11 protein-coding genes are annotated in these 15,920 nt (G+C 59.7%); 3 read left to right on the top strand and 8 right to left on the bottom strand.

The features are described 5' to 3' along the window. Positions 1-62 precede the first annotated feature (62 nt). The 4 genes from hflX to CRI94_RS03790 all read right to left on the bottom strand — a co-directional run bounded on the left by hflX (position 63) and on the right by CRI94_RS03790 (position 5,319). Complete coding sequence (gene hflX / locus CRI94_RS03805) at positions 63-1,547, bottom strand: GTPase HflX (RefSeq protein ID WP_245846064.1); 1,485 nt, start codon at positions 1,545-1,547, stop codon at positions 63-65. 323 nt (positions 1,548-1,870) lie between these two features. Then, positions 1,871-2,377, bottom strand: coding sequence for a YbjN domain-containing protein (locus tag CRI94_RS03800; RefSeq protein WP_179862142.1), 507 nt, complete (start codon positions 2,375-2,377; stop codon positions 1,871-1,873). A gap of 84 nt (positions 2,378-2,461) precedes the next feature. Next, positions 2,462-3,040 (bottom strand): hypothetical protein, encoded by a 579-nt coding sequence (locus CRI94_RS03795; protein WP_098074349.1) that lies wholly within the window; start codon positions 3,038-3,040, stop codon positions 2,462-2,464. Between the two features lie 158 nt (positions 3,041-3,198). Further along, positions 3,199-5,319 carry a BatA domain-containing protein gene (locus CRI94_RS03790; RefSeq protein ID WP_098074348.1) on the bottom strand — a complete coding sequence of 707 codons (2,121 nt, stop codon included), beginning with the start codon at positions 5,317-5,319 and terminating at the stop codon, positions 3,199-3,201. A gap of 262 nt (positions 5,320-5,581) precedes the next feature. Between CRI94_RS03790 and CRI94_RS03785 the strand changes: the two genes are divergently transcribed. Next, complete coding sequence (locus CRI94_RS03785) at positions 5,582-6,847, top strand: class II D-tagatose-bisphosphate aldolase non-catalytic subunit (protein WP_098074347.1); 1,266 nt, start codon at positions 5,582-5,584, stop codon at positions 6,845-6,847. A 24-nt stretch (positions 6,848-6,871) separates the two neighbouring features. Here CRI94_RS03785 and CRI94_RS03780 read toward each other — a convergent pair whose 3' ends face one another. Then, the gene (locus CRI94_RS03780) at positions 6,872-8,566 is read right to left on the bottom strand and encodes an amidohydrolase family protein (RefSeq protein ID WP_245846063.1); all 1,695 of its coding nucleotides are present in this window, start codon (positions 8,564-8,566) and stop codon (positions 6,872-6,874) included. A 218-nt stretch (positions 8,567-8,784) separates the two neighbouring features. On the opposite strand from CRI94_RS03780, the gene CRI94_RS03775 reads away from it, so the two are divergent. Then, complete coding sequence (locus tag CRI94_RS03775; protein ID WP_098074345.1) at positions 8,785-9,012, top strand: AbrB/MazE/SpoVT family DNA-binding domain-containing protein; 228 nt, start codon at positions 8,785-8,787, stop codon at positions 9,010-9,012. Positions 9,013-9,166: 154 nt separating this feature from the next. Next, a complete protein-coding gene (locus CRI94_RS03770; protein ID WP_143815284.1) occupies positions 9,167-9,682 on the top strand; it encodes a type II toxin-antitoxin system death-on-curing family toxin in 516 nt (171 codons plus the stop codon). 36 nt (positions 9,683-9,718) lie between these two features. Here CRI94_RS03770 and CRI94_RS03765 read toward each other — a convergent pair whose 3' ends face one another. From CRI94_RS03765 to CRI94_RS03755, 3 genes are all read right to left on the bottom strand, one after another. Continuing rightward, positions 9,719-10,300: a TlpA family protein disulfide reductase gene (locus CRI94_RS03765; RefSeq protein ID WP_098074343.1), complete on the bottom strand. Its 582-nt coding sequence runs from the start codon at positions 10,298-10,300 to the stop codon at positions 9,719-9,721. Positions 10,301-10,958: 658 nt separating this feature from the next. Beyond that, a complete protein-coding gene (locus CRI94_RS03760) occupies positions 10,959-12,281 on the bottom strand; it encodes a LamG-like jellyroll fold domain-containing protein (RefSeq protein ID WP_098074342.1) in 1,323 nt (440 codons plus the stop codon). A 469-nt stretch (positions 12,282-12,750) separates the two neighbouring features. Beyond that, positions 12,751-15,309 (bottom strand): DUF4397 domain-containing protein, encoded by a 2,559-nt coding sequence (locus CRI94_RS03755; protein ID WP_179862141.1) that lies wholly within the window; start codon positions 15,307-15,309, stop codon positions 12,751-12,753. Between the last annotated feature and the right edge of the window lie 611 nt (positions 15,310-15,920).

The following is a 15,920-nucleotide window of genomic DNA, read 5'->3' as shown; positions in this document are numbered from 1 at the left end:
GACGCAATGCTCGTGCCGGTGCTCCGCGAATGGCAATGTGTCATGCTAATGTCGCGAATCCGTCACGTCGTGTCTGGCACGTCCTGGTCCGTTGGCGGCTCGACTGCCTCCAAAACCACAGCGTTGGCGTCCGGCGCCACATCAGGCGTGCTTTCACCATTTATGTCATCCTGCGGAAGAGGGTCGCCGTTGGCCCCGATCACGCGGAGCGGACCGAACGACTTCACCATCCGCTCAATACGTTCCGCGTTTCGGGGCGCCGCACGGTAGTGCATCCGCGCTACGGCCTGTGGACTATCAAAAGTAGCCCCCTCCGATCCGTCACCTCGTGCCGACGGGATGCCCTGCGCGTAGACGTACTCTTCGCTGAGAACATCGGCGAGGCGATGGATGCTGGAAATTGTCTTCGGCTCGGTCACGGGGACGTACGACACGCGCTCGACGTAGTCCCGCTCAATCAGCGCGAGCATGTCTTCCCTGAGCGCCTCCAGCCCCATGCCGCGGAGTGCAGACACGAAGGAGGCGTCGGGGTAGTCTCGCTTGAGCGCTCGAATCAGGTGTGCATCCTCCTGAGCGTCAACCTTGTTGAACACGATCAACGTGGGTACCTCGTCAGCTTCAAGCTCCGCAAGAGTTTCGTTTACGACCTCCATATGGTCCTCGAAGCGAGGGTGCGTCACGTCCACGACGTGCACCAGCGCATCGGCCTCCCGGACCTCGTCGAGCGTGCTCTTGAAGCTCTCGATGAGGCGGTGAGGCAGCTTACGGATGAATCCGACCGTGTCCGACAGCAGAATCTCCTTGTTGGAATCGAGCTCGACGGTACGCGTCGTGGCATCAAGCGTAGCGAAGAGGCGGTCTTCCGCGAATACTTTCGTGTCGTCGGCCAGCGCGTTCATGAGCGTGGACTTGCCGGCGTTCGTGTAGCCGACCAGCGAGACGGTTGTGAAGTTATGCCGACCCTTCCGCTGCGTCGTTCGCTGCCGGTCGATCTTCTCCAGCTTCTCGCGGAGCTTTGCCATCCGCTTGTCGATCAGGCGCCGGTCCGTCTCAATCTGCTTCTCACCCGGCCCCTTCGTCCCGATCCCACCGGACTGACGCGAAAGGTGTGTCCACCGTCTTGTCAGGCGCGAGCTCAGGTAGTCGAGTTGGGCGAGTTCGACCTGTGTTTTCGCCGCTGCTGTTTTGGCGCGGCTTGCGAAAATGTCGAGGATCAGGCCAGATCGGTCGAGCAACTTGCAGTTGACCTCCTTTTCGACGTTTCGCACCTGCACGGGCGAAAGATCATCATCGAAAATAACGAGGTCTGCCCCCAGTTCGGAGACCCGGCGTTTCAGTTCTTTGACCTTTCCTGACCCGAGAAATGTGGAGGGATCGGGACGGTCGAGAGATTGCGTCATCCGGTCCACCACCTCCGCGCCGGCCGTCCTAGCGAGCTGTTCGAGTTCGTTAAGGTGATCACGAACATCCCAGCGGGACTCATCGGCACTGATGACACCGACGAGGATGGCGGTTTCGTCTGACTTCGCTGTTTTAGGCTTATACAAAGGCGATAATAACTTATGAGCGAACCGTTGAGTGAGGACTGCGCCGACGTGCCGGCTCCGTCCCATCGACCATGCTGTACCAGAGATACTACATGGGATTTGTTAATGATGGCAAACTCCGTGCGAACATGTCACCTGGCCGCGTTCCATGCCAGAGTGCGGGTACGCCCCGACATCTCCGCACCGGGAAAACGAGTCAGCAGTACAAATTCGCATGGATTCAACCAAACTACACAATGTGTACTTTCTAGCGATCAGGGTGTTGCACCCGACCCGGCCACAATGACCGTTGTGGACATCCGTCTGTACACTCACCTCGAATGCTATGCGGACAGGTCCCGGAGTACATCGACGGGGGCTTCGTGCTCGAAGGCGACACGGCGCAGGCCGGGCACGTAGCGATTCATCACTACAACGTTTGCCGTCACGAGATTGCGGACCAGGGCGACGGAGACGTCGTCATCCGCTACGTCAATGCTGGTTTTCATCCGCAACTCTCCGGTATCTAAGCCGAGCTCAAAGTTGCCGATCGGCAGGTCGAAGTTCACTCGTGTAATGAACTCCGCCACGGCCCCAAGGCGGTCCTGCGGCACAGCGTCCGGATACACCGAGTAAAACAGCGCCTGGTCGGCCTCTTCCAGGGCAATAGCGTAACACATCCACGTATCGTCTTCGCCTTCGAACTCGCTTTGCAACGCCGGGCGCGGTTTATCGACGGCATCTACGGGCCATCCGCTGGTTTCGAAGAAGGCTTCCAGTGCCGAGCGAATCGGTCCGGAAGAATCGGTCGACGGCGATCCGTTGGACGGAGAAGAAGGAGACTGATGCATGCAGCGGGTCGGGAGCAATGAAAGGGGGAATTCCCTCTCGACGGGCACTCCGGTCGTCGCTACGTCCATGCGCGACCTCGACAGCTACTCGTCGAGAGTTTCTTCATCGTACGGTTTGTGCATCGTACACCGGAACCGGGGTGCGAGTTTTCTGGAGATGAGTTGTTCAAACGGTGCTCGCACGTGCTCCGATACCGGAAGGTTGATCCGGCGGTGACTGCCCTCATCGTCTTCGTAAAAGAAAACGAGGTACGACTGCCCCTCCTCTTCCGCAAAAAAGTAATCCGTAATCTGACTCCACGAAATCGCCCGATTGATGCAGGTCATATCATGGATGATGCCATACTCCGTCACCACGACAGAGCGGCACAACCACGTCGCCACCCACCAAAAGATGCCCCCGGCCGGGTAGCCAACGATGACGTGAGGGTCGATGCTGTGCCCGGTCCACATTGAAAGGGCAAAGGCGACGAAGACGACCAGGAGGAATAGCGATGGGCCGATCGGCACCTGTAGAAACGACGGTCTCCGCCAGGAAAGAAGCGGTTTGCGGATACGCAGACGACTGATAATGGCCAGCAGCATCGACACGGATGTGACTCCCACGAAGACGGAGAGCACAACCGCGTGCAGGACGAAAAGGATTTCTGCAAAATCAGCCATGGCTACCGTCGAACACGTGGGCTCTCCGAGGGACATCGGGAGATCAGGCCGAGAGGCGAATGCAGGGGCGAGCAACCGCTAGCGGCCGTGATCGACAACCTCTAATCTGCAAAGGCCGAGGCTGCGTAGACCGGTTCAGGCTGCTCCTTGCACCCGAACTAGGCAGAGACCGTTTCGGGCTGCCAGAGCCGTGCGAGAACCTGTTCAGCAACCAGGAAAATCAACGCCAGCAACAAAAAGACGTTCCAGATTTCCGTCCCCGCACGCTGCTGTTCGAGAGCTGCTGCAACACTCTCTGTGTCGGACGTCACCAGAGGCTCGACCGAGTGTCCGGTGGCCTCACTTAGCTTTGATCGCGCCACATCGACGGACGCCGCAGACAGATCTGATTCCTCAGCACGAAGAGCGACCGCAAGGCGCCGAACCAAGGTCTCCCCGGACATAACGTCATAGATTCCGGTCTCATGGAGATCTTGTCCCACTTCAAGGAGCGTCGCGCCGAAGAGAGATCGCTGTTCTGGAACGCGGTCGACGCCATCGGGCCCAACCAGTCGAAGTTCTTGCTCGGTCAGCACAGCCGTGACGCGCAGCTCGTGCGACGCTCCTGCCGTGATAGTTTCCCCGCCGACGGACGTCCCTGCCGAGAGGTAGTACACGGATCGATACAGTAAAGGGATAAACAATCCGCGGACAGGAAGGTCGCTCCACTCCGGGTCCGGAGCCACGGCGGCAACCAGGGCGACGCCGCTCCCCGCGCGAAGCTCCTGCAGAAACGGATAGCCGTTCGACAGATCGATGAGCGTCTGTCCCCGGGCGCCGGCGGTGGGTGCATTCATCGCGTAGTACACGTCCGGACTCTCAACCTCAGAGGACGAAGGATCGCTCTCCGCGTCAAACACGCCATCGAAAAGCGGATGCTGAAGATCCACGCGGTCGAACGTAGCGATGGAGCGGCGCGTGCCCAGTTCACCACTAAACCCGCGGAAGCTTCCCGCTCCGAGTTCAGAGAAGAGGCTGCCGTACTGCTCGGGTCGAGCCTGCGCGCTGGGGAAGAGCATCATGCCGCCGCCCCGCTCCACGTAGCGCTTGAGAGAGCTGATCTCGCCACTCGACAGACTCCGCGGCCCGACCAGCAGCACGGCGTCGTATCCGCCCAGTTCGGTGGATGGCAGCGCCGCTTCCGAAATCGTTTCTGTTTGAAAGGCAAGGCGATCCGATGTCATCTCAGACGACAGCGCCAGGTCGACGTAGCGCGTTCGCTGACCCTCCCCTCGGACGACGAGAACACGACGCTCCTCCGGCACGTGAAGCACGAAAGGACGCGCATTGTCTGGAGAAAACGCGTCATCCTCGATCTCGACGGTGCCGGTCAGCCACCCACGCGAGGCGGGCGACACGGTAAACGACACCGTCTCGGGTTGGCCTGGCTCAAGGTCGGCCGTCGCCTGCGCAACACGCTCCCCCTGAAGGTAGACGCTCGCAACCGATCCGGGAAGCGTCTCGCTCCCGTGATTGACCAGCGTCGCCTCGATCTCGACCGCCTGCCCCACCTCGATAATGCGGCTTTTGACCTGCACATCGGTGACGCCGGCATTGGCGTGTGAGCGATCCCCGACCGGAAGGAGCGTCGTCACCACGTCCTCCGGCATCGATGTCGCCGTTGAGTCGCCCAGCATTGACGCCTGCAGGTCCGATGCGACATACACAACCTTCCGCGGAGCGGTGCTTTCAGAAAGCGCCTGTGCGGCCTGCGCAATTGCTGTTGACAGCTCGGTCGCACCCGCTGCCGGTTCGACCTGCCGAATCGCATCGCGGGCCGCCGGCAGATTCTGCATCAGCGAGGGACGCGCAGCCACGGCCCGGGCCGTGGGCCACACGATCACGTCGTCACCATCCGATGCGGTGGAAAGGACATCGTCGGCCTGGGCAAGCGCCTGCTTCAGATACTCTCCGTCCGCATCCGACATCGTCATGGACAGGGAGTTGTCAATGACGATAGCGTGCGCCGTGCGAACCTTTTGCCCAACCCCGGAGAGACCGCCTGTCAGCGTTGGTTGGGCAAAGGCAAGCACCAGACAGGCGATCGCGAGCATCCGAAGAGCTAGCAACAGCCACTGCTTGATGCGAACACGCTGCACCGCCGACTTCTGCAGCTCCTTGACGAACGAAAGCGAGCTGAAGTCGACACGCTGCGGCCGTCGCAGATTGAAGAGGTGCAGGAGCAGCGGGATGGCTACCGTCGCCAGCGCAAGCAGAACGAACGGGTTGAGAAAACTCACGTCAGGTGTCGGCGGCGTCGCTCCAAAAGTGTTCGAGAGAGGGATCGCTGCAACCTCCCCGTGAATCGGCGGGTTCCGGACCGCTCGTCTCGCATCTGGCGCGTCGTGGATAGCGACGACCCGTTCCCCGACGCGTTTTGCAGGCCGTCACATACCGTGACATCTCGGTGTCGATCCGAAAGCGTCCATCAATTCCACCTCGTAGCCCGTATGTTGTCACGTGGGACATCACCGATCCGTCGATCTCGCTGCTTCGGCCGCCATGACCACACCATCCACACCCGCTGCCCGGCTCCGGCGCGATGCTCGTGCGGCGGAGTGCTCGCAGACGGTATTTCTCACGGATCGCCTGATGAAGGAATGGGCGGATGATCACGGGCGGGTCCGCCACACGCTGCTGGCCGTTTGCCCGAACTCCGAGACGGTGACGCGGTCTGCGCTTCAGGCCGCGAACGAAGCGCGCGCGCCGCTCCTCTACGCTGCGACCCTTAATCAGGTGGATCGCAACGGGGGTTACACGGACTGGACGCCGGCAACGTTTTCGGCGTTCGTATCGAAAGAAGTCGACCGGCTGGGCGTTGACGTGCCGGTCATCCTCTGCCTCGACCATGGCGGTCCGTGGAAGAAGGACGCGCACGTCCGTGACGGACTGGACTACGAAACCTCTCTCGCGGAAGTTAAAACATCCATTCGCGCCTGCATCGACGCCGGCTACGACCTCCTCCATCTCGACCCCACCGTGGACCTGCGCCTCCCCCCGGGCCAGCCCGTCGCCATTGAAACTATCGTCGAGCGAACAGTCGAACTTCTTCAGGATGCGGAAGCTCACCGAAACGAGACGGAGCGCGGCCCGATCGCGTACGAAGTCGGCACGGAGGAAAGCGGCGGGGGATTACAGAGCGAGGATCGATTCTGCGATTTCCTACGGCTTCTCGGCGCCGAACTTGACCGCAAGAACCTACCTCGACCGCGTTTCGTCGTCGGTGATGTCGGCACGCGGCTCGACACCTCGCACGTGAACGGCGTGCGCATTGAACGCCTCACGACGGAGGCTCGACGCCAGATCGGCGCCCTTCTGAAAGGTCACTACACCGACTCCGTCCACGACCTCACGGTGTACCCGCTCAGTGGTGTTGGTGGAGCCAACGTGGGGCCTGGCCTGTCCGCTGCCGAATTCGATGCCATAAAAGACCTCGTCAAGCTCGAACAGCGGCTCGATATTGACTCCGGATTTATCGACGCCGTACGTACCGCAGTAATTGAGAGCGGCCGGTGGCGGAAGTGGCTGCACCCAGAGGAAGCCGGGCTCGACTTTATGGACCTGCCGAAAGACCGGCGCGACTGGCTCGTCCACACAGGATCCCGGTACGTCTGGACCAATCCGAGCGTGCAGTCTGCCCGCCGACGATTGTATGATAACGTACGGGATTACCGGGACCCGGAAGCCTTCGTGCACTGGCGCGTGCGCACCGAGATTCTACGCTACATGCACGCGTTCAACCTGGTCGGGCTCACTGAGCGGCTATGAACGGGGATGTCCACGCAGCAATTTCTACCGTACGAACTCCACGCGGTCGATTTTTCCGTCCTCGTTGACGTGATACATCGCGATGACGGTGAGTTCGTCCTCTCCGAGCCCCGTCACACGCTCGTAGTCGACCACGAACTCGCCCTGCTGCATGCGCTTGGTGACATTCGCGAAGAGGTTCGGTGAATCCTTAAACATGCCGGCATACGGCTCGCGCATTGCCTCCTTACCCTCGGCGTCGAGCCGATTCGGATAGGTGTAGATCTGAACGCTGTCTGCGTAGGCGTCCATGAAGCCATCCAGGTCGTGTGCATTGTACGCATTGAGTTGCTGCTGAACGGCCGCTTCCGCCGTGGGTGGAACCAGCGCGCGAATCTTCATCAGGTTGCCGCGGCGCATCACAGCATCGACCTCAAACGCGTGCTGCAGATCCTCAAGTGGATTACCCCGCACGATCGCGAGGTCGGCCTGCATGCCCGGCTCGATCCGGCCCAGATTGTCCTGCCCCATGAGCGCCGCACCGCCAACCGTCGCTGTAGCAAGTACTTCGGCGGGCGTCAATCCCGCGGCCCGCATCAGCTCGAATTCCCGGGAGAGCGACGGCCCGTGAAGTGTGCCGATGTTACCGGCATCCGTTCCTGCAGCGATCGTAACGCCCGCATCGTGTACCGCCTTCAGATTGCGGATGGCCACCGAGTCCGACGGAATGTCCGGCCGACTCGAGATCATCTGCTGGATTCGATTCGGAACCAGCGAATCCGCGATCACCTGGAGGTCGAATAGAGATCCGATGACGTCTTTCTGTCCAATCCGGTGCTCCGCGACGGTGAGGTCCAGCGTCTGCGCGAACGTTTCGCGATACCGCTCGCTCACCATCAGCGTCGGCACATAGATGACGTCTTGCTCCACCAGCTGCCGTACGAACGCGTCGTCCACCGGCTGGTCGTACACACTGTGCACGAGAATGTCGGCGCCGGCTTCGACGGCTGCATGGGCCGTCTCCAGTTGCGTCGCATGAACCGCAACACGCGTATCCCGACCGTGCGCCTCCTCGATCACCGCATCCACCACCGGGCGGAAGGCCTCCGGTCCGTCCCCACGCACGATGTACCAGATCTTGACGATGTCAACGCCCGCGTCAATCTGCCGGCGGACCTCCTCCCGCGCGGCCTCCGGCGACTCGAATCGCAGGATCGGTTTATCATCAACCGTGAACTCGTCGGGTTCGACACTGGAAATAAGCGGACCTGCTGTAACAACCGTCGGTGCCGCAGTCATTGTGTCGGTCTGCGCACGAACGTCCAGGTTCCACATCGGCCCACCGACGTCAACCACCGACGTGACCCCGCTGGCAAGGTAACGGCGGAAGGTATCAGGAAGACGCTCCTTAATTCCGGCAATCTCTTCCTCGTACGGTCGCACGTTACGAAGATCGACGACGTCCGGCCGGGCATACAGGCCTCCGCTCTGAAAGAAGTGAACGTGGCCGTCGATCATCCCCGGCATGACGTAGCGACCGGACACATCGATGACTTGTGCATCCTCGGGAATGTCGACGCTATCTCCAGACCCAACCGCGGCTATCTCGTCGCCTCGGATGACGATCACAGCATCGGCCAGCGGCGCCTGTCCCAGTTGGATCAGGGTTCCGTTGACGAGTGCCCGAGACTCGACGCCCTTGCTCTGGGCCGCAGCTGAATCGATGGCGGGAAGCAGCATTGCCACAGAAAGAATCAGATAGAGCATCAACCGACGCCATATGCCCGTCCTGGCCGAAACAGACGCGGATCTCCGATTTCCTGCACAGCAAACAGACGTCATGACGATATGCGGTTTGTCAGAAACATGGCAGGCCTAAACGTACACACTGCGCCGAACTATTCCATACCGCTACAGTTGACCTTCAGTCCACTCATTGCCTCGCGCTTTCGACTGCTATGCCCACGGTTTCTGTCATCGAACGCGTCGACGGCGATCTGCAGGTCGCGATCCCCGAGGATATGCTCGACCACCGCCATCTCGAGGAGGGCGACCGTGTCCACGTCATCGAAACGTCCAGCGGCATTCTCATCGTCCCATTCGATGCGGATTTCGAGGAAGCGATGACGTTTTACAACGAAAGCAAAGCGGAATATAGCGATGTTCTCCGCGCGCTTTCCGGATGACCCCGGAGGTATGTCGTCGACCAATGGGGCACGTCTGTGTCGGCCTTCCGATGTCTTCCTCTCTTCGCTTCCAGCGCTGGCGCTCACCGATCACCGGTTTTCTCGGCCGACGGTCTTGCTGACAACGCGTCTTTTGCCCACCGCCCTCCGCCGCATGCCTGACGCTGGATCATCATATCGTTCGCCCGACACATCTGATAAAGATCGTCCTCCGCCGGACCCGTTGGGCGAAAACGTGGAGGAGCCGAACAGCTCCGAGCCACGCACTCGGGAAGAGGGGAGTGCCGAACCGCGGTGGATCACTCGGCCAATGCTAGATGCAATGCACGCTGACCTGGTACGAACGTACGGCGGCCTTCCCGGCGTCAATGCCGATGGACTCATCAGTCTGGCCCTCGCTCGGCCCCGAGACCGGTGGGCAACGAAAGAGCAGCGTCCGGACCTCGCAGATCTGGCGTCCACATATGTGTACGCCCTTTCGAAAAATGCCGGCTACCGCGACTGCAATCTCCACGTCGCATTTATGGCGATGAACGTCTTTCTCGACCTGAATGGCCGGCGGCTGGAGGTCGAGCCGGACGCTCAGATTCCCAAGCTGATTCGGGGCGTCGCCAGCAATGGTCCAGAAACCCTTGCGTCGTGGATCCGGGAGCGTTGGAAGAAGCGATAGCTTCGTCTATACCGTAATCACGATTATTCCCGAAGCTCACTCGGCGAGAAGGTCTTCAATTGCGTCTCGCAGTGCCGGCTTCAGGATGAGCCCCGTATGCTCGTACCGGATCTGCCCCTCCCGATCGATGAGATACGTTCGGGGAACCGTATTCCCGGGAAAATGCCGGGCGGCCACCCGGGGATCGTGGATGGTCGGAAAGTTGATTTCGTACTCGGTGACGAAGTCGCGAACCAGATCGTCGCCGGTACGGTCGACGGAGATGCCGATGAATTGCACGTCTTGCTCCTTCATTTCCGCCTGCAGATCGACAAATCCCGGCATCTCTACGCGGCACGGCGGACACCACGTTGCCCACACGTTGACGACGACAATGTCGCCCCGGTAATCCGATAGCCGGAATGTGTCTCCGTCAAGCGTCTGCGCTGTGACGGACGGTGCCGGCGAACTGGGCTCCGAGAGATCAATCGGTGGCATCAGCTGGAGGTAGAGGTAGACGGCTGCACCCAGCAGCACGGGCCAGTGCCAGTAGTCCCAGACGAAGCGGCCAACGCGGCGAAGCAGGGACGATTGGGCGGTGCCGGTCGACGATCCGGCGGAGGAAGAATCTGTGGACATCAGCAGAGAAAGCGAATCGAATGGATCAGTCGGCGCAGATATTAAGCCGACAGGTACGAATCCGGCCGTGACGCCATGCGACCCCGCGGAGTTTGAACAGGGCTGGACATCTTGACCGGTTAGTGTCGCTACCGCCCGCGGCAGCCCACCGTTCCAACATCAGCGGGCGCACGCTTGATGGCCGCCCGATCACATGGAGCCCGTCACTCGGGAACCGTCTCTCGTCTCCGGACGGCTCGAAAACAATCGGTGAGGTATCTCTATCGGGAAACGAGGTGTTGCGGGGGATTTCGACATCTCTCATCTGATCCCGCACCCTCGATTTAACAGCGTGGCGGGCACAAACAGCGACGACGGGTGCTCTCTAGCTGCAGGGCCACAGACCGCAACCGTTGAGACACACCCGTCGTCCCGATTCATCCATCCGACGAAAGTATACGAAAGAAACGTGGGACTGTCATCCGATTCCCTGGATTTTCCGTCACAGAGAACAGAATGTTACGCCGAAAGCGACGCGCCTCAACGGCTTTCGGTGCATGCCCAGAATTTCTATACATACGCAGAATGAACGAAAGCGGCTCTTGAGGCAAATGAGCCGCAGACTCAGGGCGAACAGGAAGCTCATCCTTCACGGTACATCGCTGTAACCGCGGCGCCGTTAGCGAACGACCGAGACTCGGCGTGTCATTGTCGTCCCGGCGGTGCGTGCGCGGACGAAGTATGTCCCACTCGGGAGTTGGTCTGTAGTAAGGCGCAGGTGAAGCGGTGCTCCGGGACGAATGGGACCAGCATGGAGTGTCTTGACGCGCTGTCCCAGAAGATTAAACACCTCCACGCTGACATCGGCTGCATCTTCGACCTGGATCTGCACCGTCCCACTCTCCCGTAACGGGTTCGGGTAGGTTGTCATGGCCAGAGGCTTCGACATCGCAACGTCGACGGTGACGGGGTCGAATACGGTTTCCTGCCCGTCTACGTCGACCTGCCGAAGTCGAAAGGTATGACGTCCGGGGGCGAGATCTATCGTCTCGAACGAGTATCGCGTGGCTTCACTGGTCGTGCCCTGACCGGCGCGAAATCCGATCGTTTTGAATGTCGTCGCACCGGGCGCGCTATGCTCGATGTGGAAGCCATCGTTGTTCGTCTCCGACACAGTCTCCCACTGCAGTACAGCAGCGTCGTCGTCCGACGTGGCCGTAAAGCCAGACAGTTCCACTGGAAGCTCCTGGCTCATGGTCGCCCGCACCTCCCTTGGAGATAGTACACCAGAGTAAATTCGCAGCTCATCGAGGCCCCCGTTCCAGATATCGCTGCGTCGTTTCGCGCCTTCTCCCACGCGAAGATGCACGTTCCCCACCGTAGGGCCCGACGTTTTCAATGGGGAATAGGTCGCCTTGTCAAAGGTCCCGTTGATAAACAAGACCAGAGGCTTTCCGCTCTCGTAGATCAACGCGATGTGCTGCCACTGCGACGCCTGCGCGTACATCCTGCTCTCATACTCTTGTTTGCCGTTCACGGTACGCACGCCTCCCTTGATTACGTTAGGGGCTCCGCCAAAAAGGCCTTCTGCGTCATACCGAAGAGAAATGTTCTGATCATTACCGTCTGGGGGCCGGGTATTCAGAATACCCGAATCTGTTGGGATCTCATCCGATCGAACCCACACGGTAATCGTAAATGCATCGAGCCCGTTGAGATATTTGTTGGCGTTCGGATCTTTCAGAAAGCCGGGACCACCAGTCAACCGAACCGCGCCATTTAGACGTCCTTCCGTTGTCCAGCTTACACCTTTACCCGTTACTCGGAGGTAGCGACCGTTTCCGCTGTCGTCCGCGATGACCTCGCCCGTTCGGTATTCCGCATCCACGCCAGCTTCAGGCGGGCGATCGAACGAGTAGTATGTAAGCAGTTTTTGGCCGGTCGCTGGTGCGGAACTAATCATAAGCACGCACCAGAGCGCAACCAGTTGTTGCCAGTTCATCGTGCCGTCACTTCATTAGAACGAAAGGGGTGTGGGGGGACGCGCTGAACCAGGATCTGGGGATTGCCGCTTCAACGTGTCGAGCTAAACAGAGGAAAGGACCGTGCCAGCTTGGTTCCCCTCCGTCGAAAACTGACGTGCTTCAAACAGATACACACCAAGCTGTCGTTAACCTTATTCCGCAGTCCATGCCTGGACATACATTCGTTTCGAATTATCCAGCCTGTATTCGATTGGTAATGATACACGATATATCGAGGCACAAAGAATCGAGGGGGTGAGATTCGAATGTACTCAGAAATAGTACTTTCTACCCACGTCCGAATACTCGTCGTAGAGCGCCAGTCGATGGCATGACGGCCCCACTCGATCAAGATTCCTTTCGAGCACACAAAAGGGGCAGCCCCGGATGGGACCGCCCCTCTGATTCACTATTGCAACGGCTTCACGCCCTGTATTTCGTGTCTCTCTACCGCGTGACAACGAAGCGTTGCACGCCGTCAAACTGCTCTCCCTGTACGCGGAGGAAGTACACGCCACTCGGAAGCGAGGACGCGTCAACGCTGAGCGTTCGCGTCTCCTGCCCCGACATTGAGCCGGAAAACAGCGTGCTCACCCGCCGACCGAGGAGATCGTACAACTCCACCGTCACCGGCTGCGCCGTCTTCACCTGCAGCGTCGCCGTTGCCTTCGAGGTGACCGGATTCGGTGCGACGCTCGACAGCGTGTATCGCTCCGTCAGATTGATCGTCGCCGTCACCGTGGAACTGAAGCTTTCAACTCCATCGATGTCCACCTGGCGGAGGCGGAACTGGTGGGTCCCGGACTCCAGGTCTGTGACGCGGAAGGCGTACTCCGTCGGCTCCGAGGTCGTCCCTTGCCCCTCCACCTGTCCGACGGACCGGAAGCCGCTGCCAGCAAATTTTTGCTGGATGTCGAAGCCGGCGTTATTCGTCTCCGACAGCGTCGTCCAGTTGAGCACGACGTCATTGCCGTCGATCGAGGCCGTAAACGCGCCGAACTCGACCGGAAGCGGCACGCCGTTGTCGTTATTGATGCCAGCCGAGGCATCGGTCATTACGCCGAAGTCCGCCTGCAGCGCGAAGCCTCCGACGCCGTTTACGTTGCGAGCCGTGGAGACACCATCAGCTTCTGGTACCGCTCCCGGCACCGGGTAAGTCAGCGACTGCAAGACGTTGCCTCCGTCGTCTCTCAGGATGATATCGTCGCCTCCGTTGTTCAGTGCCGGAAGTCCAACATCAACGAAGCCCGCGATGCCTGCGGGCGTACCGCCGCTGAATATGACGGCCGCCTCGCCGGGCTCAAGCGTCGTTCCAGCGGGGAAGACGTACGGTGCTCCACCACCTCCCGCTTCGTCATCTAGCTCATAGCCACTGATGTCGACCGGGGCGCTCGAGATGTTCATGATCTCGACAAAGTCATCTCCGGTGTCGATTGTGCCGTCACCATTTGCATCAACGCCCCCATCCGTAACCGTTGGATCGGCGAGGAATTCGTTAATCGAGAGCGTGTTCTCCACGGGAAGCAACGCAGTATCACCATTTGGAAACACGGCGAGCAGTCCGAGAGCGGGCTCCGTGCCGCTCCCCCCGACGGGATCGTTGTACGGAGTGTAGAACCCGGAGGCCAGAACGAGTGCCGTAGTGGCTGAAGTGAGCGGCGCGGTGAAGGTAGCGACGGTTACGGCGCGCGAATCGTCGGTGATCGAAACCGGATACGTACCGGTTGGAACGCTCGTGTAATCGGTGATGCCGGTATATGCCGCTCCATCCGCAAGCGTGACCCCGGCTCCCGGCACGAACGCATCGACGGTCGGCGCGTCGGGCGCACCGTGGACGACAAGGACTTCAGCGTTACCAGCCGTTGCTGGCACCTCACGAACACCTGCCTCAATTAGTAGCTCAAAACCGGTCGCCTCTCCATCTGGGTTCGTCTCGAAGTCGGCGGGCGTAAGAACCCCGCTTGCTATGATGGCCAGGGAGGCGTTCGCTTCCACCTGAAGATCGAAGGTCGCGATAGCATCCCCCACGCCGGTGCTGTTACCCGGAGCTACGGCAACGGACCGAACGCCGGAGTTCAGATCGATGAAGGGCGTTGCGCTACGAAACGCGAAGTCGTCCAGCGCTGGTGCCAGCTCTCCGTCGACGTAGATGTCGACGGTTTCGGCAGCCGGATCCGGCGCATTATGGATGATTTGGACGCGTGCTGCGCCTAAGTCGATGACATTCCCCTCCGCATCGACCGCGATCAACGTAAACGGAGCGACGGGGGAAGGCGTCTGGTTACCTGGCGTCAGAAAGCCGGACGCAACGACCGTGAGCGTCTCATCCGCAAACCCGGTGAGGTCGACATCAAAGGATGCGACGACCGTGCTGTTATCGTTACCGGGCGTCACCTCAAGCGTGACGGGGCCCGCACCTGCATTGGCATAGCCCGTAATCGCATTATATGCCGCGTCGTTGACAAATACGGCTCCTCCGGCCAGGACATCCACCGTCGGAGCATCGGGCGAACCATGGACGGCCCGAATTTCGACATCTCCGTCCTGTGAGTCAACTGTAGGGCGCGCGTCCGCGGCGACATCGAGAGTAAAACCTAGCGAGTTGCCTGTCCCTCCATCGCTGAAGTCACCAGGCGTGAGCACGCCATTCGCCACGACGGTGTAGTTCATGCCTGCAGCGAGCGTAACCTGAACGGGTCCGACGATCGCATCGCCAGATCCAGTGCTTTGCGGCCCGGCGACAAAGATGTTGTAGTCGCCCGGTGCGAGCGAGAGAAAGCCGGTGGCCGTACGAAAGTCGACGTCCTGTATGTCTGTGACCGGCGTTCCATCCAGTTCCTCAATGTAGATGTCGACCGTGGATGCATCCGGATCTGGCGAGTTATGAATGATTTGAACCTGGGCATCCTGTGCATGAGCAGGTGCGACAAATCCAAGTAAACCGATGGCTAGGGTAAGCACGGTCACCGCAAACGGTAACGCGAACTGTTGCAAATATCGAAACATAGCTCCAATAATTGAACGTGGATATGTGGGACGAAGAGCCGTCGGTCGGTGAGGGGCCGAGGTCCGCCGACGGGTTGGTCGCATATGTTCAGCGACCTCCGACCGAGAAGCCGGATGCAACGGACATGGATTGCAATATGAAGATACCGTGCACCACACGGATCAATGTGACTCCTCGGTAAACTCGTCGCTCATTATCGACACGTTGCAGTTACTGCGGCCTCATGTTAGAAGCGAAAGACATGTTCATCCGTCTTCTGAGTGATATTGTCGGGATCGCCCAACCCGTGTCTTCGCAGTGGCTCCGAGTTGGAAAGAGCAACGTTTCAACCATATACGTTCAGAACCTGTTTGCCGGACAGCCTTCGGCGATCCGATGGTACGGACCTCCGGATAGTCGGTCCTCGCTATGTTTGCAATACTGGGTCGGTTGATCTCGCGCTGTGTCCACTCCGTCATCGCGAAAAGATCACTGTCAAACGTATGATAGGCATGAACACCCGTCGTTACGTTTCGAGACCCATCCGCCAAACAGGTTGTCAAACGTTCTTCTGTCAGGGGAGGCGTCCGCCGAATCGAAGCCGTCGGAGACACCGACATTTTAACGTCGA

The sequence above is a fragment of the Longibacter salinarum genome, assembly GCF_002554795.1.
Classification (GTDB): Bacteria; Bacteroidota; Rhodothermia; order Rhodothermales; family Salinibacteraceae; genus Longibacter; species Longibacter salinarum.
This window is presented reverse-complemented; position numbering and strand designations above follow the sequence as displayed.

Coding starts and splice junctions, on each gene's coding strand:
- CRI94_RS03800 (WP_179862142.1), bottom strand. CDS start 2,377: ATGCATCAGTCTCCTTCTTCTCCGTCCAACGGATCGCCGTCGACCGAT.
- CRI94_RS03795 (WP_098074349.1), bottom strand. CDS start 3,040: ATGGCTGATTTTGCAGAAATCCTTTTCGTCCTGCACGCGGTTGTGCTC.
- CRI94_RS03785 (WP_098074347.1), top strand. CDS start 5,582: ATGACCACACCATCCACACCCGCTGCCCGGCTCCGGCGCGATGCTCGT.
- CRI94_RS03780 (WP_245846063.1), bottom strand. CDS start 8,566: ATGCTGCTTCCCGCCATCGATTCAGCTGCGGCCCAGAGCAAGGGCGTC.
- CRI94_RS03775 (WP_098074345.1), top strand. CDS start 8,785: ATGCCCACGGTTTCTGTCATCGAACGCGTCGACGGCGATCTGCAGGTC.
- CRI94_RS03770 (WP_143815284.1), top strand. CDS start 9,167: ATGCCTGACGCTGGATCATCATATCGTTCGCCCGACACATCTGATAAA.
- CRI94_RS03765 (WP_098074343.1), bottom strand. CDS start 10,300: ATGTCCACAGATTCTTCCTCCGCCGGATCGTCGACCGGCACCGCCCAA.
- CRI94_RS03760 (WP_098074342.1), bottom strand. CDS start 12,281: ATGAACTGGCAACAACTGGTTGCGCTCTGGTGCGTGCTTATGATTAGT.
- CRI94_RS03755 (WP_179862141.1), bottom strand. CDS start 15,309: ATGTTTCGATATTTGCAACAGTTCGCGTTACCGTTTGCGGTGACCGTG.